Source organism: Shinella oryzae (genome assembly GCF_023038235.1).
GTDB classification, from domain to species: domain Bacteria; phylum Pseudomonadota; class Alphaproteobacteria; order Rhizobiales; family Rhizobiaceae; genus Shinella; species Shinella sumterensis.
The window spans coordinates 2,845,340-2,865,352 of record NZ_CP081987.1; the positions used below are offsets into that span (position 1 = coordinate 2,845,340).

General features: G+C 64.9%; 21 protein-coding genes. 12 read left to right on the top strand and 9 right to left on the bottom strand.

What is annotated here, in order from left to right; translation table 11 throughout:
* Window positions 1-269 precede the first annotated feature (269 nt).
* From ffh to trmD, 5 genes are all read left to right on the top strand, one after another.
* Window positions 270-1,826, top strand: coding sequence for a signal recognition particle protein (gene ffh / locus K6301_RS13900; protein WP_247217744.1), 1,557 nt, complete (start codon window positions 270-272; stop codon window positions 1,824-1,826).
* 11 nt (window positions 1,827-1,837) lie between these two features.
* The gene (locus K6301_RS13905; RefSeq protein WP_134649279.1) at window positions 1,838-2,164 is read left to right on the top strand and encodes a chorismate mutase; all 327 of its coding nucleotides are present in this window, start codon (window positions 1,838-1,840) and stop codon (window positions 2,162-2,164) included.
* 36 nt (window positions 2,165-2,200) lie between these two features.
* The gene (gene rpsP, locus K6301_RS13910) at window positions 2,201-2,563 is read left to right on the top strand and encodes a 30S ribosomal protein S16 (protein ID WP_134649278.1); all 363 of its coding nucleotides are present in this window, start codon (window positions 2,201-2,203) and stop codon (window positions 2,561-2,563) included.
* Window positions 2,564-2,700: 137 nt separating this feature from the next.
* The gene (gene rimM, locus K6301_RS13915) at window positions 2,701-3,282 is read left to right on the top strand and encodes a ribosome maturation factor RimM (protein WP_247217746.1); all 582 of its coding nucleotides are present in this window, start codon (window positions 2,701-2,703) and stop codon (window positions 3,280-3,282) included.
* 1 nt (window position 3,283) lies between these two features.
* A complete protein-coding gene (trmD, locus tag K6301_RS13920) occupies window positions 3,284-3,979 on the top strand; it encodes a tRNA (guanosine(37)-N1)-methyltransferase TrmD (RefSeq protein ID WP_247220623.1) in 696 nt (231 codons plus the stop codon).
* Here trmD and K6301_RS13925 read toward each other — a convergent pair.
* Entirely contained in the window at window positions 3,961-4,707 is a 747-nt protein-coding gene (locus tag K6301_RS13925) for a sulfite exporter TauE/SafE family protein (RefSeq protein ID WP_247217748.1), read from the bottom strand. The genes trmD and K6301_RS13925 overlap by 19 nt on opposite strands.
* Before the next feature lie 287 nt (window positions 4,708-4,994).
* On the opposite strand from K6301_RS13925, the gene rplS reads away from it, so the two are divergent.
* The 5 genes from rplS (at window position 4,995) to K6301_RS13950 (ending at window position 9,561) form a co-directional block, all read left to right on the top strand.
* Window positions 4,995-5,531, top strand: coding sequence for a 50S ribosomal protein L19 (gene rplS, locus K6301_RS13930; RefSeq protein WP_134649275.1), 537 nt, complete (start codon window positions 4,995-4,997; stop codon window positions 5,529-5,531).
* A gap of 150 nt (window positions 5,532-5,681) precedes the next feature.
* Window positions 5,682-6,479 carry a basic amino acid ABC transporter substrate-binding protein gene (locus tag K6301_RS13935; RefSeq protein ID WP_247217750.1) on the top strand — a complete coding sequence of 266 codons (798 nt, stop codon included), beginning with the start codon at window positions 5,682-5,684 and terminating at the stop codon, window positions 6,477-6,479.
* A gap of 9 nt (window positions 6,480-6,488) precedes the next feature.
* Complete coding sequence (locus K6301_RS13940; RefSeq protein ID WP_247217752.1) at window positions 6,489-7,304, top strand: amino acid ABC transporter permease; 816 nt, start codon at window positions 6,489-6,491, stop codon at window positions 7,302-7,304.
* Window positions 7,305-7,534: 230 nt separating this feature from the next.
* The gene (gene leuC, locus K6301_RS13945) at window positions 7,535-8,944 is read left to right on the top strand and encodes a 3-isopropylmalate dehydratase large subunit (RefSeq protein ID WP_160872101.1); all 1,410 of its coding nucleotides are present in this window, start codon (window positions 7,535-7,537) and stop codon (window positions 8,942-8,944) included.
* A gap of 104 nt (window positions 8,945-9,048) precedes the next feature.
* Window positions 9,049-9,561, top strand: a complete 513-nt coding sequence (locus K6301_RS13950) for a SixA phosphatase family protein (protein ID WP_247217754.1) — start codon at window positions 9,049-9,051, stop codon at window positions 9,559-9,561.
* Between the two features lie 115 nt (window positions 9,562-9,676).
* On the opposite strand, the gene K6301_RS13955 is transcribed toward K6301_RS13950, so the two are convergent.
* Window positions 9,677-10,507, bottom strand: a complete 831-nt coding sequence (locus K6301_RS13955; RefSeq protein WP_247217756.1) for an aldo/keto reductase — start codon at window positions 10,505-10,507, stop codon at window positions 9,677-9,679.
* 103 nt (window positions 10,508-10,610) lie between these two features.
* Window positions 10,611-11,156 carry a L,D-transpeptidase family protein gene (locus K6301_RS13960; protein WP_425475346.1) on the bottom strand — a complete coding sequence of 182 codons (546 nt, stop codon included), beginning with the start codon at window positions 11,154-11,156 and terminating at the stop codon, window positions 10,611-10,613.
* A 111-nt stretch (window positions 11,157-11,267) separates the two neighbouring features.
* Here K6301_RS13960 and K6301_RS13965 point away from each other — a divergent pair, with 111 nt between their 5' ends.
* Window positions 11,268-11,951: a response regulator transcription factor gene (locus K6301_RS13965; RefSeq protein ID WP_134649267.1), complete on the top strand. Its 684-nt coding sequence runs from the start codon at window positions 11,268-11,270 to the stop codon at window positions 11,949-11,951.
* Between the two features lie 69 nt (window positions 11,952-12,020).
* Window positions 12,021-12,476, top strand: coding sequence for a cyclic nucleotide-binding domain-containing protein (locus K6301_RS13970; RefSeq protein WP_247217760.1), 456 nt, complete (start codon window positions 12,021-12,023; stop codon window positions 12,474-12,476).
* A 12-nt stretch (window positions 12,477-12,488) separates the two neighbouring features.
* Here the strand turns inward: K6301_RS13970 and K6301_RS13975 are convergent, their stop codons facing one another.
* The 6 genes from K6301_RS13975 to tesB all read right to left on the bottom strand — a co-directional run bounded on the left by K6301_RS13975 (window position 12,489) and on the right by tesB (window position 19,933).
* Window positions 12,489-13,295 (bottom strand): exodeoxyribonuclease III, encoded by an 807-nt coding sequence (locus tag K6301_RS13975; RefSeq protein ID WP_134649265.1) that lies wholly within the window; start codon window positions 13,293-13,295, stop codon window positions 12,489-12,491.
* Between the two features lie 86 nt (window positions 13,296-13,381).
* Window positions 13,382-14,059 carry an outer membrane lipoprotein carrier protein LolA gene (locus K6301_RS13980; protein ID WP_247217762.1) on the bottom strand — a complete coding sequence of 226 codons (678 nt, stop codon included), beginning with the start codon at window positions 14,057-14,059 and terminating at the stop codon, window positions 13,382-13,384.
* Window positions 14,060-14,181: 122 nt separating this feature from the next.
* On the bottom strand, window positions 14,182-16,833 hold the full coding sequence (locus tag K6301_RS13985; RefSeq protein ID WP_247217764.1) for an FtsK/SpoIIIE family DNA translocase: 2,652 nt from the start codon (window positions 16,831-16,833) through the stop codon (window positions 14,182-14,184).
* Window positions 16,834-17,086: 253 nt separating this feature from the next.
* On the bottom strand, window positions 17,087-18,448 hold the full coding sequence (locus tag K6301_RS13990) for an ammonium transporter (protein WP_247217765.1): 1,362 nt from the start codon (window positions 18,446-18,448) through the stop codon (window positions 17,087-17,089).
* 30 nt (window positions 18,449-18,478) lie between these two features.
* The gene (locus K6301_RS13995; RefSeq protein ID WP_160872107.1) at window positions 18,479-18,829 is read right to left on the bottom strand and encodes a P-II family nitrogen regulator; all 351 of its coding nucleotides are present in this window, start codon (window positions 18,827-18,829) and stop codon (window positions 18,479-18,481) included.
* 216 nt (window positions 18,830-19,045) lie between these two features.
* Window positions 19,046-19,933 carry an acyl-CoA thioesterase II gene (tesB, locus tag K6301_RS14000; RefSeq protein ID WP_247217768.1) on the bottom strand — a complete coding sequence of 296 codons (888 nt, stop codon included), beginning with the start codon at window positions 19,931-19,933 and terminating at the stop codon, window positions 19,046-19,048.
* Between the last annotated feature and the right edge of the window lie 80 nt (window positions 19,934-20,013).

The following is a 20,013-nucleotide window of genomic DNA, read 5'->3' on the forward strand; positions in this document are numbered from 1 at the left end:
CGCGGCGCGCGCTCGCGCAAATGTGACGACGAGCCGGATTTGGGTGATGTCCTTGACTTTCCGGCCCCGATGGGGTTAAAGCCGCGCCATCAGCGACAAGTGAGAATGCTTGAAGCCGCCGACCGGGACCCGCGAAGGTATAAAGAGATCCCGGAGGTCAACACCCGACAGCGCGATGCGCCCTCGGGTGCTTTTTGGCTTTGCGTCTTGTTTTCGTCGCCGATAGCACCGACGTTTCCGGCGAACACGGAAACAAGAAGGAAGACGTGATGTTTGAAACACTCCAGGACCGCCTTGGCTCCATTCTGAATGGACTGACAGGCCGTGGCGCGCTTTCCGAGGCCGATGTCTCGGCAGCGCTGCGCGAGGTCCGCCGTGCGCTTCTGGAAGCGGACGTGGCGCTGGAAGTGGTGCGTTCCTTCACCGATGCGGTGCGCGAAAAGGCCGTCGGCGCCGAGATCCTGAAGTCCATCAAGCCCGGCCAGATGGTCGTCAAGCTGGTGCATGACGAGCTGGTCTCGATGCTCGGCTCCGAGGGCGTTTCGATCGACCTCAACGCGGCTGCCCCCGTCGTCATCATGATGGTCGGCCTCCAGGGCTCGGGCAAGACGACCACGTCGGGCAAGATCGCCAACCGGCTGACCACGCGCGACAAGAAGAAGGTCCTGATGGCCTCGCTCGACACGCGCCGTCCGGCCGCGCAGGAGCAGCTTCGCCAGCTCGGCGTGCAGACCGGCATCGACACGCTGCCCATCATCGCCGGCCAGTCGCCGACCGATATCGCCGCGCGCGCCGTGCAAGCCGCCAAGCTCGGCGGCCATGACGTCGTCATCCTCGACACCGCCGGCCGCACCCATATCGACGAGCCGCTGATGATCGAGATGGCGGAGATCAAGCGGAAGTCCAATCCGCATGAAATCCTGCTCGTCGCCGATGCGCTGACCGGCCAGGACGCCGTCAACCTCGCCCGCAATTTCGACGAGCGCGTCGGCATCACCGGCCTCGTGCTCACCCGTATGGACGGCGACGGCCGCGGCGGTGCGGCCCTTTCCATGCGCGCCGTCACCGGCAAGCCGATCAAGCTGATCGGCGTCGGCGAGAAGATGGGCGAGCTGGAGGAATTCCACCCCCGCCGCGTCGCCGACCGCATCCTCGGCATGGGCGACATCGTCTCGCTCGTCGAGAAGGCGGCTGAGAACATCGACGCCGAGAAGGCGGCCGCCATGGCCGCCAAGATGGCCAAGGGCAAGTTCGACCTGAACGACCTCGCCGACCAGCTGCGCCAGATGCAGAAGATGGGCGGCATGGGCGGCATCATGGGGCTTATGCCCGGCATGGCCGGCATGAAGGACAAGATGTCGGCCGCCGGCCTCGACGACAAGCTGTTCGGCCGCCAGATCGCCATCATCAATTCGATGACCAAGGCAGAGCGCGCCAACCCCGATATCCTCAAGCATTCCCGCAAGAAGCGCATCGCCGCCGGCTCCGGCACCGATGCCTCCGACATCAACAAGCTTCTCAAGATGCACCGCCAGATGGCGGACATGATGAAGATGATGGGCGGCAAGAAGGGCGGCATGATGAAGCAGATGATGGGCGGGCTTGCCGGCAAGATGGGCCTCGGCGGCCTTGGCGGCGGCATGCCGGACCTGTCGAAGATGGACCCCAAGCAGCTCGAGGCGCTGGCCAAGCAGGCCGAGGCCGCCGGCATCAAGCCGGGCAGCATGCCGGGTCTGGGCGGCGGCGGACTACCGGGTCTCGGCGGCGGTCGCCTTCCCGGCCTTGGCGGCCTTCCGGGCCTGCCCGGCCTGCCGAAGAAGAAGTGAGGGGCTGAGGCATGAGCATCGATCCGAAGATCAAAGAACAGCTGGGCCAGTACCGGCAGTCGATCGACAATATCGACGCCGCCCTCGTGCATATGCTCGCCGAGCGCTTCCGCTGCACCCAGGCGGTGGGCGTGCTGAAAGCGACGCATGAACTGCCGCCGGCCGATCCGGCGCGCGAAGAATACCAGATCGAACGCCTCCGCCGCCTGGCGAAGGACGCCAATCTGGATCCGGATTTCGCGGAGAAGTTCCTGAACTTCATCATCCGCGAGGTGATCCGGCATCATGAAGCCATTGCCGCTGAACACAGCGGTGCAAACCAGAATGCTCCTGCGTAAACCAAGCGCAGGCTCACCACATCGAAGGAGAAAAACATGTCCCTGAAAATTCGTCTCGCCCGCGGTGGCTCCAAGAAGCGTCCGTACTACCAGATCGTCGTTGCCGACGCCCGTTCGCCGCGTGACGGCCGCTTCCTCGACCGCCTCGGCGCCTGGAACCCGATGCTCGCCAAGGACGACGCCAACCGCGTCCAGATCGACGCCGACCGCGCCAAGGAATGGATTGCCAAGGGCGCACAGCCGACCGACCGCGTTGCCCGCTTCCTGGACGACGCCGGCGTTCTGAAGCGCGAAGCCCGCAACAACCCGAACAAGGCAAAGCCGGGCAAGAAGGCCGTCGAGCGCGCCGCCGAGAAGAAGCAGAAGGAAGAAGACGCCGCTGCTGCTGCCGCCGAATAATCGACGGCAAGACCATCTGGAAGCGGGCGGCGTGTCTCATGCCGCCCGTTTTCGTTTGGAGCGCGGCGCGGAACGTCGTAAAGCGTCTTCGCCCGCTCTCATTTGAAACCGGAACGATAGAACGCTCGGAAGCCACCATGGTGAAACTGGAAAATCCCATCCTCATGGGCAGCATCGGCGCCGCGCAGGGCCTGCGTGGCGAAGTCCGCGTGAAATCCTACACCATCGACCCCACCGCAATCGGCGATTACGGCCACCTGCATACCGAGGACGGCCGTTCCTTCGAGGTGCTGGAGATCCGCGAGGCGAAGAACGTGGTCGTCGTGCGCTTCCGCGGCATCAACGACCGCAACGCCGCCGAGGCGCTGAACGGCCTCGACCTCTATATCGAGCGCGACAACCTGCCGGACGAGGAGCTGGACGAGGACGAGTTCTTCTATGCCGATCTCGAAGGGCTGGAAGCCGTCGACGAGAGCGGCCGCAGCCACGGCACCGTCACGGGCATCTTCGATTTCGGCGCCGGTGACTTGCTGGAACTCAAGGGCCCCGGCAAGCGCCCGGTGCTCATCCCCTTCTCCGAAGCCGCCGTGCTGGAGATCGATGTCGAAGGCGGCCGCCTGCTGATCGATCCCGTCGCCGCCGGCCTGGTGGACGACGAGAAGGACAATGGGCCGGGCAGCCGTCGCCGCCGCCCGCCGACGTCCGACGGCGGTGAATGACGTGGCTTTCCGCGCCACCGTCCTGACCCTCTATCCGGAAATGTTTCCGGGCCTGCTCGGCCAGTCGCTGTCCGGCAAGGCCCTTGCGCGCGGCGACTGGGCGCTGGACTGCGTGCAAATCCGTGATTTCGCCACCGACCGGCACCGCTCCGTCGACGATACGCCGGCCGGCGGCGGCGCGGGCATGGTGCTGAAGCCCGATGTGCTCGCCAGGGCCATCGACCATGCCGGCGAAGGCGACGACCGCCCCCGCCTGCTGATGAGCCCGCGCGGCCGGCCGCTCACCCAGAAGCGCGTGCGCGAACTGGCGGCCGGCGACGGCGCCATCATCGTCTGCGGCCGCTTCGAGGGTGTCGACCAGCGCGTCATCGAGGGGCGCGGTCTGGAGGAGGTCTCGATTGGCGATTACATCCTCTCGGGCGGCGAGCCGGCGGCCATGATCCTGCTCGACGCCGTCGTGCGCATCCTGCCCGGCGTGATGGGCAATGCCCTGTCGGGCGAACACGAGAGCTTCGAGGGCGGCCTGCTGGAGCATCCGCACTATACCCGCCCGCAGGTCTGGGAAGAGCGCGAAATTCCCGCGGTGCTCACGTCAGGCAACCACGCGGCGATCGAGAAATGGCGTTCCGAGGAAGCGCTGAAGCTGACGCGCGAACGCCGGCCCGACCTTCTGGCCGCTCAGCCCATCACGAAATAATAGACCGTCAGCGCCAGTCCCACCGCGACGACAAGGCCGCAAATGACCGGCTGCGGCACGCGCCGCGCCGCCCATACGCCGGCATAGCCCCCGATGGCCCCGGCCGGCACCATGATCGCGGCCTGCGGCCAGGCCACCACGTCGCCGCTCGCGAAGACGACGATCGCCATGCCGGCGATGACGAGCGCGAGGAAATTCTTGAGCGCGTTCAGCCGGTGGTAATCACCGCCCTTGGTGAGGCCCAGCACCGCGAGCGTCATGATGCCCATGCCCGCGCCGAAGAACCCGCCATAGATCGAGGTCACGAACTGTCCCGCAAGCCCCGCCGGCGAAACCGGCTTTTCCGGCGAAAGCGTCTTCGGCCGCAGATAGGGCCCCGCCGCGAAGACCAGCGTCGCGCCGAGGATCAGCCAGGGAACGAGCACGCGGAAGGCGGCGTTCGACATCGAGACCAGGATGAGCGCGCCGATCAGCCCGCCCCCCAGCGACCATGCGCCGAGCACAATCGCCTCGCGCTTGTCCGCGCGGATTTCGCGCGCATAGGCGAGCGTGGAGGTGACATAACCGGGAAATTGCGTGATGGCGGATGTGGCGCTGGCCACGATCGGCGGCAGGCCGGTGAGCGTCATCGCGCCGAAGGTCAGGAAGGTGCCGCCGCCGGCAATGGCGTTGACCACGCCGGACAGGAAACCAGCGACGAACAGGAAAACGGCGTCGACGATCGTCATCTCACTCCCACAGGCCTGAAAAGGCCTCCCCTCGATTGCTGATAGCGGCAGGCGCGGAAGCCGGCAAGGCGAGAAAATTCATGGCCCGAGCCTGATTCTTCCGGGATAAGGGATGACAAGGCGGCGCGATTGGTGTATTGGCCCGCTCGGATTTGGGATTATCCCGCCGACCTGCAATCAAAGAATGGCGAATCCGCTCCGTCCGGCAACGGACTACCACACGAGGCATGACCTCCGAGGGACCGTCGAGCGCTCTGGCTGTTTCAGAACAACCGAAGGTTAGACCGATGAGCATCATCAAGCAGCTCGAGGCCGAACAGGCCGCCAAGATTGAAGCCAAGCGCACCCTGCCGGAATTCTCCCCGGGTGACACCGTTCGCGTCAACGTGCGCGTTACGGAAGGCACGCGTACCCGCGTTCAGGCCTATGAAGGCGTCTGCATCGCCCGTTCGGGCGGCGGCATCAACGAGAGCTTCACCGTTCGCAAGATCTCCTACGGCGAAGGCGTCGAGCGCGTATTCCCGGTTTACTCGCCGCTCGTCGAAGGCGTCGAAGTCGTCCGCCGCGGTAAGGTCCGCCGCGCCAAGCTCTACTACCTGCGCGATCGTCGCGGCAAGTCGGCCCGTATCGTCGAGAACGTCGGCACGCGCGCCCGCAAGCTGAACGACGCCGAGCGCCAGGCCATTGCCGAAGAAAAGGCACGCCTGGAAGCCGAGAAGGTCGCAGCCGCTCAGGCGCTCGCCGCTGAAAAGGCCGCCGCCGAAGCTGCCGAGAAGGCCGCTGCTGAAGAAGCAGCAAAGGCTGCCGAAGGCGCCGCCGAATAATCGGCAGTTACCTGAAAGAATTGAAAGCCGTCGGCCCTGGCCGACGGCTTTTTGTTTTACGCAAACGCCTTGCAGCGCACGCGTCGTGCTTGCCTCACCGCCCGAACCTGTGACAGTGTTTCGCCGCCACAATTCCAGGAGTTCAGCTCGATGTTTTCCCGCCGCACCGTTCTTGCAGGCCTAACCGCCGCCGTCCTCATGCCCGCCGTCGCCCTCGCCTCGGATCTGCCCGATCTTGGCGGCAAGACTGTTGTCGTGGTCACGGAGAACGCCTACCCGCCGCTGCAGTTCGTCGATCCCAAGACCGGCGAGCAGATCGGCTGGGAATATGACGCGATGAACGAAATCGCCAAGCGACTGAACTTCAAGGTCGAGTATCAGAACACCTCCTGGGACGCGATGATCCAGGCCGTCTCCGACAACCAGTACAACATCGGCATGACCGGCATCACCATCAAGGACGACCGCAAGGAGAAAGTCGACTTCTCCGATCCCTATATGCGCTCGCAACAGTTCATGCTGGTGCGTGCCGATGAAAGCCGCTTCACGGACGCCAAGTCCTTCGCCGCGCTCAAGGACGGCCTGATCGCCGCCCAGCCCGGCACCTCGCCCTTCTACACCGCCGTCTACGAAATCCTCGACGGCAACGAGCAGAACCCGCGCATCAAGCTGTTCGAGACCTTCGGCGCCACGGTGCAGGCGCTCCAGGCCGGCGACGTCGACCTGGTCCTGACCGACAGCGTCGCGGCCAAGGGTTATGTCGATTCCTCCGGTGGCAAGCTCAAGGTGGTGGGCGAGCCGCTCGGCACGGAGGATTTCGGCTTCATCTTCCCCAAAGGTTCGGACCTCGTCGCGCCCGTCAATGCGGCGATCGCCGCGCTCAAGGCGGACGGCACGCTCGACGCGCTCAACAAGAAATGGTTCCTCGACTACAAGATGGGTGAGTGACGGACTGGCATGGCCTCCGTTTCCCCCGGTGCGGACAAGGGTGACTATCCCTGGTGGCTGGTTGCCCTTGCCGTGATCGCGCTGGCGCTTGCCGGCGTCATCGTCGCGAACGATCTCTACCGGCAGGTCTTCTCCATCGTCCTGAAGGGTCTGTGGGTGACGATCTTCGTCACCCTCGTCGCCTTCCTGCTCGCCACCCTGCTCGGTCTCGCCATCGCCCTGATGGCGCTTTCCGAAAGCAAGCTGCTGCGCCAGATCGCGCGCTTCTACACGGAAGTCATCCGGGGCGTTCCGGTCCTGGTGCTGCTCTTCTACATCGCCTTCGTCGGCGCGCCGGCGCTGGTGGCCGTGATCAATGTCGCGATCAGCCCGCTTGTCTCCGCCGGCGTGATGGAACCGATGCTGGTGCGCGACCTCTCGCTGATGTGGCGGGCGATCATCGCGCTGATGATCGGCTATTCCGCCTTCATCGCCGAGGTTTTTCGCGCGGGCATCCAGTCGGTCGACAAGGGGCAGGTGGAGGCGGCCAAGGCGCTTGGCCTCTCCCGCGTCCAGCGCTTCCGGCTGGTGGTCTTTCCGCAGGCGATCCGCGTCATCCTGCCGCCGCTCGGCAACGATTTCGTGGCGATGGTGAAGGATAGTTCACTCGTCTCCGTGCTCGGCGTCGCCGACATCACGCAGATGGGCAAGGTCTATGCCTCCGGATCCTTCCGCTTCTTCGAGACCTATTCCATCGTCGCCTATGTCTACCTCATCCTCACCATCGGCCTGTCGCTGGCGCTGCGGGCGCTGGAAAGACGGCTGCGGCGCGGTGCCCATCCGTGATTCTTCGTGGATTGCCGAAACCCGTAAAAATCGCTATATGCGGGATCATGGAATCCAAATTCGGATGCACGGAAAAGCATGTCGTCGTGCTGCAGGACCACAAGCGCCTGCCGGCACGCTTCTTTGCGCGTGTCTTCGGGGCGCTCACCAGCCGCCTATCCTGATCCCTTGCGATCCGCAGCCTCGCGCTGCCTCTCCCTCATTTCCACATGCCAGACGGATGAAAAGCCATGAGCGCACCCCGTACCCTCTATGACAAGATTTTCGACGACCATATCGTCAGCCGCCAAGAAGATGGCACCTGTCTTCTCTACATCGACCGTCACCTCGTTCACGAAGTGACGTCGCCGCAGGCTTTCGAAGGTCTGCGCATGACCGGCCGCAAGGTGCGCGCGCCGGGCAAGACGCTCGCCGTCGTCGACCACAACGTTCCCACCTCGCCGGATCGCGCCCAGGGCATCAAGAACGAGGAAAGCCGCATCCAGGTCGAGGCGCTGGCCAACAATGCTGCGGAATTCGGCGTCGAATACTATTCGGAAAAGGATGTCCGCCAGGGCATCGTGCACATCGTCGGCCCCGAGCAGGGCTTCACCCTGCCCGGCATGACCATCGTCTGCGGTGACAGCCACACCTCCACGCACGGCGCCTTCGGCGCGCTCGCGCACGGCATCGGCACGTCGGAAGTGGAACACGTCCTGGCCACCCAGACGCTGATCCAGAAGAAGGCCAAGAACATGCTGGTGCGCGTCGACGGCCAGCTGCCGGAAGGCGTGACCGCCAAGGACATCATCCTCGCCATCATCGGCGAGATCGGCACGGCCGGCGGCACCGGCCACGTCATCGAGTTCGCCGGCGAGGCGATCCGCTCGCTGTCGATGGAAGGCCGCATGACGGTCTGCAACATGACGATCGAAGGCGGCGCGCGCGCCGGCCTTATCGCGCCCGACGAGAAGACCTTCGAATACATCAAGGACAAGCCGCGCGCGCCCAAGGGCAAGGCGCTGGAAATGGCGCTCGACTACTGGAAGACGCTCCACACCGACGAAGGCGCGCATTTCGACCGCGTCGTCGTTCTGGATGCCGCCAACCTGCCGCCCATCGTGTCCTGGGGCTCCTCGCCGGAAGACGTCGTCTCCGTCGAAGGCGTCGTGCCGAACCCTGACGATATCGAAGACGAGACCAAGCGTTCGTCCAAGTGGCGCGCCCTCGATTACATGGGCCTGAAGCCGGGCACGAAGATCACCGACATCGCCATCGATCGCGTCTTCATCGGCTCGTGCACCAACGGCCGCATCGAGGACCTACGCGCCGTCGCCGCCGTCGTGGAAGGCAAGAAGGTTGCCTCCACCGTCAACGCCATGATCGTTCCGGGCTCCGGCCTCGTGAAGGAACAGGCCGAGAAGGAAGGTCTCGACAAGATCTTCAAGGAAGCCGGTTTCGACTGGCGCGAGCCGGGCTGCTCCATGTGCCTTGCAATGAACGACGACCGCCTGAAGCCGGGCGAGCGCTGCGCCTCCACCTCGAACCGCAACTTCGAGGGCCGTCAGGGCTTCAAGGGCCGCACGCATCTCGTGTCGCCAGCCATGGCCGCCGCCGCCGCCATTGCCGGCCACTTCGTCGATATCCGCGACTGGCAGTAACTCTGGCGCCGTCGCCATCATGATAAAAGGCCGGGACATGCTCCCGGCCTTTTTCTTTGTTTGTCCTTTTCTTTGCTTGGGCTTTTTCTTTAAAGGAGATCTTCGTGAAACGCCTTCTCCTGCTGCGCCACGCCAAATCGGCCTGGCCCGACCGCGTGGAAGACCACGACCGCCCGCTGAGCGACCGCGGCCGCCGCGACGCGCCGCACATGGGCGCCTACATCGCCGCCGCCGGTCTGCGACCGGACTTTGCACTGGTGTCTTCCGCCCGGCGCACGCAGGAGACCTGGGCGCTGGTCGCGCCGACGCTCGGCGAAGCGTGCCCCTCCCTTGCGGTGCCATCGATCTACGAGGCGGAACCGGCGACGATTCTCGCGGCGATACAGGACGCGCCCGAAGAGAGCGGAACACTGCTCGTCATCGGGCACAATCCGGGTTTCGAGGCATTGGCCGCCCTGCTCGCGCCACAGGGCGATCACGACGCCCTTGCACGGATGAGAATGAAGTACCCGACCGCAGGACTGGCGGTGATTGCCTGCAACAGCCCGCGTTGGGCGGACGTCACGCCCGGCGCGGGCCGCCTTGAAGCCTTCGTCACGCCGAAGACGCTGCTGTAATCCCAAAAACGACGGCAGGACCTGCGGCATCCCCCTCATCCGGCCCTTCCGGGCCACCTTCTCTCCAACGGGGAGAAGGGGCCGGCAGGCGGATGAGGGTGCTCTCTTCAATCCATCAGAACGTCGCGGTCTTCGGATCCGGCCCGATACGTTTGCCGTCCTTCTCAAGGCCGGCGAGCGTCGCCATGTCCTCGGCATCCAGCTTGAAATCGAAGACCTTGAAATTCTCGGCGATGCGCGACGGCGTCACCGATTTCGGGATCACGACCAGCCCATTGTCGATATGCCAGCGGATGATGACCTGCGCCGGCGTGCGGCCGTGCTTCGCGGCGACCTGCGCCACGACAGGGTTTTCCAGGAGCTTGCCCTGACCGAGCGGGCTCCATGATTGCGTGACGATGCGGTGCTTGTCGTGCCAGGCACGCGCCTCAGCCTGCGGAAAATCCGGATGCAGCTCGATCTGGTTGATGACCGGCGTTATGCCGGTCTCGTCGATCAGGCGCTGGAGATGTTCGGGATAGAAGTTGGACACGCCGATGGAGCGGGCGCGGCCTTCCTTCTGGATCTGGATGAAGGCCTTCCAGGTATCGACATACCGGTCGCGGTTCGGCGCCGGCCAATGGATGAGGTAGAGATCGACATAGTCGGTGCCGAGGCGCTTCAGGCTGGCATCGAACGCCTTCAGCGTCGAGTCGTAGCCCTGTTCCGCGTTCCAGAGCTTGGTGGTCAGAAAAATCTCCGAGCGATCGACGCCGGAAGCGCGGATACCCTCGCCCACCCCCTGCTCGTTCTCGTAGATCGCCGCCGTGTCGATATGGCGGTAGCCCTCCGAAAGGGCCGCCTTCACCGCGGTCACGGCCGTGTCGTTCGGGGTCTGCCAGACGCCGAGGCCGACCTGGGGAATGCTGTTGCCGTCATGAAACAGGATTGTTGGTTGATCGCTCATCGGAATATCTCCCTGAAATGCGGGCGCGCCGAGCCGTCGAGGGCTCTCGGCGCCATGGACCGGTGCCGGTGCGGCAACCGATATAGGGCCGCGGCCTGCGACTTTAAAGAACGCGCACCGTGGTTCCGCGGCGAAGATGCGGCAGGATGCGCAGCATGTCGCGCCGGGCCACGGCGATGCAGCCGGCGGTCGGTTCGTAACCGGGGCGGGCCAGATGGAAGAAGATCGCCGAGCCGCAATGGCGCCGCCGCGACGTCACGTTCCAGTCCAGCACGAGGCAGATGTCGTAGAGCTCGTCGGCGCGCTGCATCTCCTCATGGCTCGGCCGGAAGGGCGCCCTCACGAGCCGGTTGTAGCTCGGATGGCTTGGCGCATCGCACCAGAGCATGGACGGCCGGATGCGCCACAGCGAAAGACCGCTCGCCGGCGCGCGGAGCCGGTCCCCGCGCAGGAAGCCATGGAGCAGCGGCATGGCGGCGATCGGTGTCGCGCCATCGCCCTCGCGCTTGCGGCTGGTGCGGCCCGAGCGACCGAGCGCTGCGGGCAGGCGCAGCGGCCCGACCTGCACGATGGCCCGGCTGCGGTTTCCCGCCACCGGCCGCACGAGAATGGTCTTCACGCGATGTTCATCAGATGTGATCCGGCTCATATTCTTCCGCCATATTCGCGCCACGCCACGATCCTTTTGGCTAAGTCCATGGGCGGGCTTGCCAAAAGCGCCAGTTCCCTTACTTTCCAGAGGAATGCCGAGAGGTAAAGCATGACATCCCGCACCATCCTTCTTGTCGATGACGACAACGACCTCCGCGAGACGCTCGTCGAGCAGCTTTCGCTCTACGAGGAATTCTCCACGCTCGAGGAATCCACCGCCGGCAAGGGCATCCAGACCGCGCGCGCCAGCCAGGTCGATCTGCTCATCATGGATGTCGGCCTGCCGGATATGGACGGCCGCGAGGCCGTGAAGCTGCTGCGCAAGGGCGGCTTCAAGGCGCCCATCATCATGCTGACCGGGCACGACACCGATTCGGACACCATTCTGGGGCTGGAAGCCGGCGCGAACGATTACGTCACAAAACCCTTCCGCTTCGCCGTGCTGCTCGCGCGCATCCGCGCCCAGCTGCGCCAGCACGAAAGCAGCGAGGACGCCACCTTCACCGTCGGCCCCTACACGTTCAAGCCCGGCCAGAAGCTGCTGACGCTGGAAAACGGGCAGAAGATCCGCCTCACCGAGAAGGAAGCGGCGATCATCCGCTACCTCTACCGCGCCGACCAGAAGGTGGTGACGCGCGACGTGCTTCTGGAAGAGGTCTGGGGCTACAATTCCGGCGTTACCACCCATACGCTGGAGACCCATGTCTACCGGCTGCGCCAGAAGATCGAGCGGGACCCTTCCAATGCGGAGATTCTCGTGACAGAAAACGGCGGCTACAAGATCGTACCGTAACGTTTTTCGCGGCCGGATGGAGCAGCCTCACCCGGCTCCATGCCGACCGCCCAGAAGGAGACGCCGAACGTGGCTCTCAGCGACGATATCGCCCTTCTCTCGCGCGTGCCGCTTTTCGCGGGCCTTGCCGATGACAAGCTGCGCCTGATGGCCTTCGGCGCCGAACGCCGGCGGCTGGTCGAGGGGCAGACGCTGTTTCGCGAGGGCACCTCGGCCGATTGCGGCTTCGTCGTCGCGGAAGGCGCGTTCCAGCTCACCTCGACGCTGCGCGATGGTTCGGTGCGCGACGAGGGCACGGCGGGCGCCGGCACGCTTCTGTCTGAACTCGCGATGATCTCCGCCGTCGAGCGCAAATATACGGCGCTCGCGCTGGAAGACAGCGAGGTCATCCGCATCAACCGCCCGCTCTTCCGCCGCATGCTGGAAGAATACCCCGACGTCGCCGTGCTGGTCGACGCCCGCATCCGCGAGAACCTCGCCGCGATGATCGAGCAGATGCGGGGCCTCACCGGCCGCTTCGCTTAGGGGCAAGCACCCTCAGAAATCGAATTCCGCAATGACAGGCACGTGGTCGGACGGCCGTTCCCAGCCGCGCGCCTCACGGATGACGGCGATGTTGGAAAGATGCGGCTCGAGATCGGCGGACGACCAGATATGGTCGAGGCGGCGGCCCTTGTTGGCAGCCTGCCAGTCGGCCGAACGGTAGCTCCACCACGTATAGAGCTTCTCGGTCTCCGGCACCTTGCGCCGCATCAGGTCGACCCAGGCGCCCTTCGTCATCACGTCGATCAGGCCCTCGGTCTCGATCGGCGTGTGGCTGACGATCTTCAGGAGCTGCTTGTGCGACCACACGTCATGCTCCAGCGGCGCGATATTGAGGTCGCCGACGAGGATGGAGGAGATGCCGGCCTCAGCCTCCGCATGCAAGAGCTTCATCTCCTCGATGAAATCGAGCTTGTGGCCGAATTTCACATTGATGGTGCGGTCCGGCTCGTCGCCGCCGGCCGGCACATAGAAATTGTGCAGGCGGATCGACTTTCCCCGGTGGTGGAACAGCACCGAGACATGGCGCGCATCGCCCACACCGCAATAATCGCGCCGCTCGACCAGCTCCGTCAAAGGCAGGCGCGAGACGGTGGCGACGCCGTGATAGCCCTTCTGGCCATGCATGACGATATGCTCGTAACCGAGCGCCTTCAGCGGCTTCGAGGGGAACTGGTCGTTCGGGCACTTGGTTTCCTGCAGGCACAGGATATCGGGTGAAAACGTCTTGAGGAAATGCTCGACGAGCGGCATGCGCAGCCGCACGGAGTTGATGTTCCACGTCGCAATCGAAAGTGCCATGCCCGTCCCCGAAAACTGGTCCGGCCCGTCAGGCGGGCCGGTCGGGGCGTCTTAGCGCAAGTGCCGTGTAAACGGAAACGTCTTTGTCACTTGTTGGAGCCGCGGTTGCGAATTTCGTCATAGGGAATGGCGAAGACCCGGTCATCGAGCTTCATGCCGGTCTGCACGTTGAAGATCATGACCGACGTGTCCTTGCCCTGCGCATCGGTGATCGTCCACTGGCGCAGGTCGTAGGTCTTGGGGTCGAACATCATGGTGATGGTCGAATCGCCGAACATGCTCTTGTCGCCAAGCACGATGGTGGTGAGGTCCGCCTCTTCCTTTACATTGCGCACCATCTTGGCCGACAGGTCGATCTTGTTGCCGAGCAGAAGGTTCAGCGGCGTCTTGGAGAGCGGATAGATGTCCCAGGTCTTGAGCTTGCGATTGCCGATGACGACGGACTTGCCGTCCGCGATGACGCGCATCGGCGAGGGGTCCTCGTAATTGAAGCGGATGCGGCCGGGGCGGTCGATATAGAACTTGCCGCCGGTCTGCTCGCCGCGCGGGCCGAACTGCACGAACTCGCCCATCATCGTCTTCACGGAGGCGAAGTGGTCGGCGATCTTCTGCGCGGCGGCACTTGCCTGCGCCGAGGCCTCGCCCGGCGACAGCACCGAAAGGCCGGTCGCAAGCACGAGACCCATCAGACCGGTGAAACCACGACGGGTGAGAGAGGGGGCCAGGCGGCCGGTTGCGGATCGGTTCATGTCGGTCTCCTTCATGCGTCTGTCATGCGGGCCAAACGCGGCGCCATAATGGCATCGGCCGGCGCACGCTTGGCGCGCGGGGCTTGCCGGGCGAAACGCCGCACCGGGCGGCGCGTTCCCGCTCGCCGCCGCGAAATTTAGTCTTCCGTCGGCACCAGGATCTCGCGCTTGCCCGCGTGGTTGGCGGGGCCGATCAGCCCCTCCTGCTCCATGCGCTCGATCAGCGAGGCGGCACGGTTGTAGCCGATGCCGAGGCGGCGCTGGATATAGGAGGTCGAAGCCTTGCCGTCGCGCAGGACCACGGCGACGGCCTGGTCGTAGGGATCGTCGGAATCCTCGAGATTGGCCGTGCCGGCCGGGCCATTGCCCTCGCAGTCCTCGTCGTCGTCCTGCGTGATCGCATCGAGATATTGCGGCGCGCCCTGCGTCTTCAGATGCGCGACGACGGCCTCGACCTCGTGGTCGGAGACGAACGGGCCGTGCACGCGCTGGATGCGCCCGCCGCCGGCCATGTAGAGCATGTCGCCCATGCCGAGCAGCTGTTCGGCGCCCTGTTCGCCAAGAATGGTGCGGCTGTCGATCTTCGAGGTCACCTGGAAGGAAATGCGGGTCGGGAAGTTCGCCTTGATCGTGCCGGTGATGACATCGACGGACGGGCGCTGCGTCGCCATGATGACGTGGATGCCGGCCGCGCGCGCCATCTGCGCGAGGCGCTGCACCGCGCCTTCGATATCCTTGCCGGCCACCATCATCAGGTCGGCCATTTCGTCGATGATCACGACGATGTAGGGCATCGGCTGGAGATCGAACTCCTCCGTCTCGTACATCGCCTCGCCGGTCTGGCGGTCGAAGCCGGTCTGCACCGTGCGGGTGATCTGCTCGCCCTTGGCCAGCGCCTGTTCCACGCGGCTGTTGAAGCCGTCGATGTTGCGCACGCCGATCTTCGACATCTTCTTGTAGCGCTCCTCCATCTCGCGCACGGTCCACTTCAAGGCGACGACGGCCTTCTTCGGATCGGTCACGACGGGCGAAAGCAGATGCGGGATGCCGTCATAGACGGAAAGTTCCAGCATCTTCGGATCGATCATGATCAGGCGGCACTGCTCCGGCTTCATGCGGTAGAGCAGCGACAGGATCATGGTGTTGATGGCGACCGACTTGCCCGAGCCGGTGGTGCCGGCCACGAGTAGATGCGGCATCTTGGCGATATCGGTGATGACGGGCTCGCCGCCGATCGTCTTGCCGAGCGCCATGGCGAGGCGCGACTTGGAGGTCTCGAAATCGCGGCTGGCGAGCAGTTCGCGCAGATAGACGGTCTCGCGGGTGGCGTTGGGCAGCTCGATGCCGATGGCGTTGCGGCCCGGCACGACCGCCACGCGCGCGGCGATCGCGCTCATCGAGCGGGCGATGTCGTCGGCAAGGCCGATGACGCGCGAGGACTTGATGCCGGGCGCCGGCTCCAGTTCGTAGAGCGTCACGACAGGGCCGGGGCGCACATGGATGATCTCGCCCTTGACGCCGAAATCCTCCAGCACGCCTTCCAGCATGCGGGCGTTCTGCTCCAGCGCGTCGGCCGAAAGCGTGGCGTCGCGCACCTGCCCCTTGGCCTCGGCAAGCAGATGCAGAGAGGGCAGCTGGAAGCCGTCCTGGCCGACGAAGGAGGCCTGGGCTTCCCTCTCGATGCGCTGGCCGGGCTTCGGCCGCGACGCGGGGGGCACGACGCGGGCGCTGGCCGACGGCAGCGGCGCGCGGGCCGGTGCGCGGCGCGGCGCCCAGTCTGCGGCGATGTCGTCGGAATCCTCGTCCGGCAGAATGCCGCTCGGATGCGACAGCGGACCATCGTCAAAGGGCATGTCGTCGTCATCGTCGAGCGCAATGGAGGGGGCCGACACGGCGCGGCGGCCTTCCATGGACGGCTCGACGCGCTCGGCCGGCCGGCTGGCGCGCGCGCGCACCGGCTCGTTCAGCGTGCCGAACTCGTCCTCGTTGAAATCGTAGGGCTGCTCGATGCCGCGCGCCCGGCGCCGCTGGTTCGACAGGCCGAACAGCCGGCGCACGCGCGCCTGCGCGGTGTACCACGCGTGGGTCGTCGCACCGGCCAGAACCGTGAACGGCCCACCGCGCTCCTCATCCTCGTCGTCATCGTCCTGGACGGCGGGGCGGTTGCGGCTTGCCACCGGCACCGGCGCGAAGTCCTCCTCGTCGTCGATCGACACGGTGCCGACGAGGCCGGACGAGAAGACCATGAGCCAGATCGCGGGAACGGCGATGATCGCGCCGACGATGCTGGCGAACATGCCGGTGGGATAGGCGCCGGTGAAGAGGGCGGGGAAGCGCAGGATCATGTCGCCGAACACGCCGCCGAGCCCCGTCGGCAGCGGCCAGGTCACCGGGCCGGGCACGCAGGCGAGTGCGGCAGACGCCAGGATGGCACCGCCAAGCCAGGCGGCGGCGCGCTGCAGGATGCGGTTGAAGCGGCGCCCGGTGATCAAGCCGATCGCCCAGGCGACGACAGGCAAGAGCGCGATCACGCTGGCAAGCCCGAAGAACTGCATGAAGACGTCGGCGAAAACGGCGCCGGGATAGCCGAGGATGTTCTTCGGCTCGCCGCTCGACGCATAGGACAGGCTCGGATCGGACACGTTCCAGGTCGATAGCGCGGCGATGGCGAGTGCCAGGAAAAGGAAGACGCAGAGCCCGATGAGGATCTGCACCTGCCGCCACACGAAGGCCGACAGCACGAAACGGTCGTGCCGGTTGTCCAGTCCTGCCGAGATGCTTCTGCTCATGGTTCAGCCTGTGTCCGCTCAGGGAAGTTTGCACCGGCCCCGCATGATTCGCGCGCGGTGCCTCACTGCAAACCCTACGAAGGAAGCCTTAATGGCGTGTTAACCATGCATATTCGCCATTCGTTTATTATGGCGTTTGTTATGCCCGCGCCGAAACGAAAAAGGCCCGGACGCGGGGTCCGGGCCAGGAACGGCATGGTTTCCCATGACCGCGACGGGATCGTGGCGGCGGCCTTTCGGCCGCCGCGAGCCCTTAGGAGTGATAGGCTGCTTCGCCGTGCGAGGACAGGTCGAGACCTTCGCGCTCGGCTTCGACCGGCACGCGCAGGCCAACGATGAGATCGACGACCTTGTAGAGGATCGCCGAGACGACGGCGCACCAGACGATGGTGATCGCAACCGCGATGATCTGGGTCGTGGTCTGCGACGCGATAGAGAAGTCGGCAGCGCCGGTGCCGCCAAGCGACGGAGCCGTCAGGATACCGGTACCGACAGCACCGATGATGCCGCCGATGCCGTGGACACCGAAGACGTCAGCCGTGTCGTCGTAGCCGAATTTGTTCTTCACGGTCGCAACAAAGAAGTAGCAGACCGGCGAAGCAATCAGACCGAGAACGATGGCGCCCATCGGGCCGACCGAGCCGGCAGCCGGGGTGACGGCGACGAGACCGGCGATCATGCCCGAGGCAGCGCCGAGCATCGAAGCCTTGCCGCGGGTGAAGGTTTCAACCAGCGACCAGGCGACGATTGCGCCGGCCGTTGCGAGGAAGGTGTTGATGGTCGCGAGAACCGCGCCGCCGGAAGCTTCGAGATTGGAGCCGGCGTTGAAGCCGAACCAGCCGAACCACAGCATGGCGGCACCGACGAGGGTGAGCGTCATGGAGTGCGGTGCCATCATGTCCTTGCCGTAGCCGGTGCGCTTGCCGACCATGATCGCGCCGACGAGGCCTGCAACACCGGCATTGATGTGAACGACGGTACCGCCTGCGAAGTCGAGGGCGCCCATGTTGAAGATGAGGCCCGCACCATCCCAGACCATGTGCGCGATCGGGAAGTAGACGAAGGTGGCCCAGAGCACGCAGAACAGCACCGCGGCGGAGAACTTGATGCGCTCTGCGAACGCGCCGACGATGAGCGCGGGCGTGATGGCGGCGAACGTCATCTGGAAGGCGATGAAGGCATATTCGTAGATCACGACGCCATCGGTGAAGGTGGCGGACGTGCTGTCAAGCGTGACGCCCGACAGGAACAGCTTGCCGAAGCCGCCGAAATAGGCGCTCGTGGAGCCGCCGAAGGCGAACGAGTAACCGTAGACGACCCAGACGATCATCATGACCGCGCCGATGACCGTGCACTGCATCAGCACGGACAGCATGTTCTTGGCGCGGACGAGGCCGCCGTAGAACAGGCCGAGGCCCGGAATGAGCATGAAGAGGACGAGGATGGTGGCCAGATACATGAAGGCCGTATCGGCCTTGTCCGGAACAGGCGCGGCGGCGGCAGCCTCCGTGGCGGCCGGGGCGGCTTCCTGCGCGAAGGCGACGACCGGCGCCAGCACGGCCGTCGTAGCAGCGGCCACGCGGGATAGGGTGTGAGTAAGTTTGAATGACGACATTTTGAAAATGCTCCCTGATAGGCCGTTTGCTTAGAGCGCTTCGGAATCGGTTTCGCCGGTGCGGATGCGCACGGCATGGTCGATGGCGTAGACGAAGATCTTGCCGTCACCGATCTGGCCGGTCTTGGCGGCGGATGCGATCGCTTCCACGGCGCGGTCGACGAGGTCGCCGGGCACGGCGATTTCGACCTTCAGTTTCGGCAGGAAGCTGACGGCATATTCCGTGCCGCGATAGATTTCGGTGTGCCCCTTCTGACGTCCGTACCCCTTCACCTCGGTAACGGTCAGGCCCTGGATACCAACGGCGGTGAGGGCTTCGCGCACCTCATCGAGTTTGAACGGCTTGATAATCGCCATTACGATTTTCATCTGGTTTCCCATCCTTCGTGCTTGTCCCCCAGCCGGGGCCATCTCTCCTCGCCGTTGAACGTCATGTCCGCAACGACTGGCAAGATACATTCAAGGGGCGTGCCAGATTCGAACGCACTCAATAAGCTATTGAAACAGAAGGGATAAAAATGACAAAGGCGGCAAGGCGTAAAAAAACGCCACCGCTAATGATTAAAAAATAGGCGCTATTGGAATAATGGGTAAAATTTAGTCAGTTGCCTTTTTCCGAATCAACCCTTCCTGGGCAACGGAGGCAATGAGCGTGCCGGACCGGGTGAAAATCGCGCCACGCGTCATGCCGCGCCCGCCGAAGGCCGACGGGCTGTCCTGGCTGTAGAGCAGCCAGTCGTCGAGGTCAGGCGGACGGTGGAACCACATGGCATGGTCGAGGCTCGCCACCTGCAGGGAGCGGTCGAGCACGGAAGTGCCATGCGCGAAGAGCGACGTGTCGAGCAGCGTCATATCCGAGAGATAGGCCAGCACCGCGGCCTGCAGGCGGCGATCGGCCGGCACCGGCCCCGTCGTGCGCACCCAGATATTCTGGCGCGGCTCCAGTTTGTCGTTGGAGAGGTAGTGCGCCAGCGCGACCGGCCGGAGCTCGATCGGGCGCGGGCGCTCCCAGTAGGCGCGGATCGGCGGCGGCGCCTCCTGCATGAAGCGCGCCTTCAGCTCGGCCTCGCCGGGCAGGTCTTCCGGCTGCGGCACGTCGGGCATCGCCACCTGGTGCTCGAAGCCCTCCTCGTCGTCCTGGAAGGACGCCGTCATGAAGAAGATCGGCTTGTCGTGCTGGATGGCGACGACGCGCCGCGTGGCGAAGGACCCGCCGTCCCTGATGATTTCGACCTCGTAGAGGATCGGCACGGCCGGATCGCCCGGCCGCACGAAATAGGCGTGCAGCGAATGCGCGTAACGGTGCTCCTGCGTCACCGTGCGCGTCGCGGCGACCAGCGCCTGGCCGATGACCTGCCCGCCGAACACCCGCTGCCAGCCGACCTGCGGGCTGCGGCCCCGGAACAGCCGCCCCTCCAGCCGCTCGAGATCCAGCGTCTGGAGCAGCACATCCATGGCGGGGTTCGGGACATTCTGGCGCGACATTTGGACGTGGCTCCCACGGTAGGAAACGGGCTCTTCCTCCTCTATATAGAGCAAACAAAGACCTCAAGCGTCCAGGAGGA

Bases quoted from the DNA above. Each gene is read 5' to 3' on its own strand.
- ffh (WP_247217744.1), top strand. From the start codon at position 270: ATGTTTGAAACACTCCAGGACCGCCTTGGCTCCATTCTGAATGGACTG.
- K6301_RS13905 (WP_134649279.1), top strand. From the start codon at position 1,838: ATGAGCATCGATCCGAAGATCAAAGAACAGCTGGGCCAGTACCGGCAG.
- rpsP (WP_134649278.1), top strand. From the start codon at position 2,201: ATGTCCCTGAAAATTCGTCTCGCCCGCGGTGGCTCCAAGAAGCGTCCG.
- rimM (WP_247217746.1), top strand. From the start codon at position 2,701: ATGGTGAAACTGGAAAATCCCATCCTCATGGGCAGCATCGGCGCCGCG.
- K6301_RS13925 (WP_247217748.1), bottom strand. From the start codon at position 4,707: ATGACGATCGTCGACGCCGTTTTCCTGTTCGTCGCTGGTTTCCTGTCC.
- rplS (WP_134649275.1), top strand. From the start codon at position 4,995: ATGAGCATCATCAAGCAGCTCGAGGCCGAACAGGCCGCCAAGATTGAA.
- K6301_RS13935 (WP_247217750.1), top strand. From the start codon at position 5,682: ATGTTTTCCCGCCGCACCGTTCTTGCAGGCCTAACCGCCGCCGTCCTC.
- K6301_RS13940 (WP_247217752.1), top strand. From the start codon at position 6,489: ATGGCCTCCGTTTCCCCCGGTGCGGACAAGGGTGACTATCCCTGGTGG.
- leuC (WP_160872101.1), top strand. From the start codon at position 7,535: ATGAGCGCACCCCGTACCCTCTATGACAAGATTTTCGACGACCATATC.
- K6301_RS13955 (WP_247217756.1), bottom strand. From the start codon at position 10,507: ATGAGCGATCAACCAACAATCCTGTTTCATGACGGCAACAGCATTCCC.
- K6301_RS13960 (WP_425475346.1), bottom strand. From the start codon at position 11,156: ATGAGCCGGATCACATCTGATGAACATCGCGTGAAGACCATTCTCGTG.
- K6301_RS13965 (WP_134649267.1), top strand. From the start codon at position 11,268: ATGACATCCCGCACCATCCTTCTTGTCGATGACGACAACGACCTCCGC.
- K6301_RS13975 (WP_134649265.1), bottom strand. From the start codon at position 13,295: ATGGCACTTTCGATTGCGACGTGGAACATCAACTCCGTGCGGCTGCGC.
- K6301_RS13980 (WP_247217762.1), bottom strand. From the start codon at position 14,059: ATGAAGGAGACCGACATGAACCGATCCGCAACCGGCCGCCTGGCCCCC.
- K6301_RS13985 (WP_247217764.1), bottom strand. From the start codon at position 16,833: ATGAGCAGAAGCATCTCGGCAGGACTGGACAACCGGCACGACCGTTTC.
- K6301_RS13990 (WP_247217765.1), bottom strand. From the start codon at position 18,448: ATGTCGTCATTCAAACTTACTCACACCCTATCCCGCGTGGCCGCTGCT.
- K6301_RS13995 (WP_160872107.1), bottom strand. From the start codon at position 18,829: ATGGGAAACCAGATGAAAATCGTAATGGCGATTATCAAGCCGTTCAAA.
- tesB (WP_247217768.1), bottom strand. From the start codon at position 19,933: ATGTCGCGCCAGAATGTCCCGAACCCCGCCATGGATGTGCTGCTCCAG.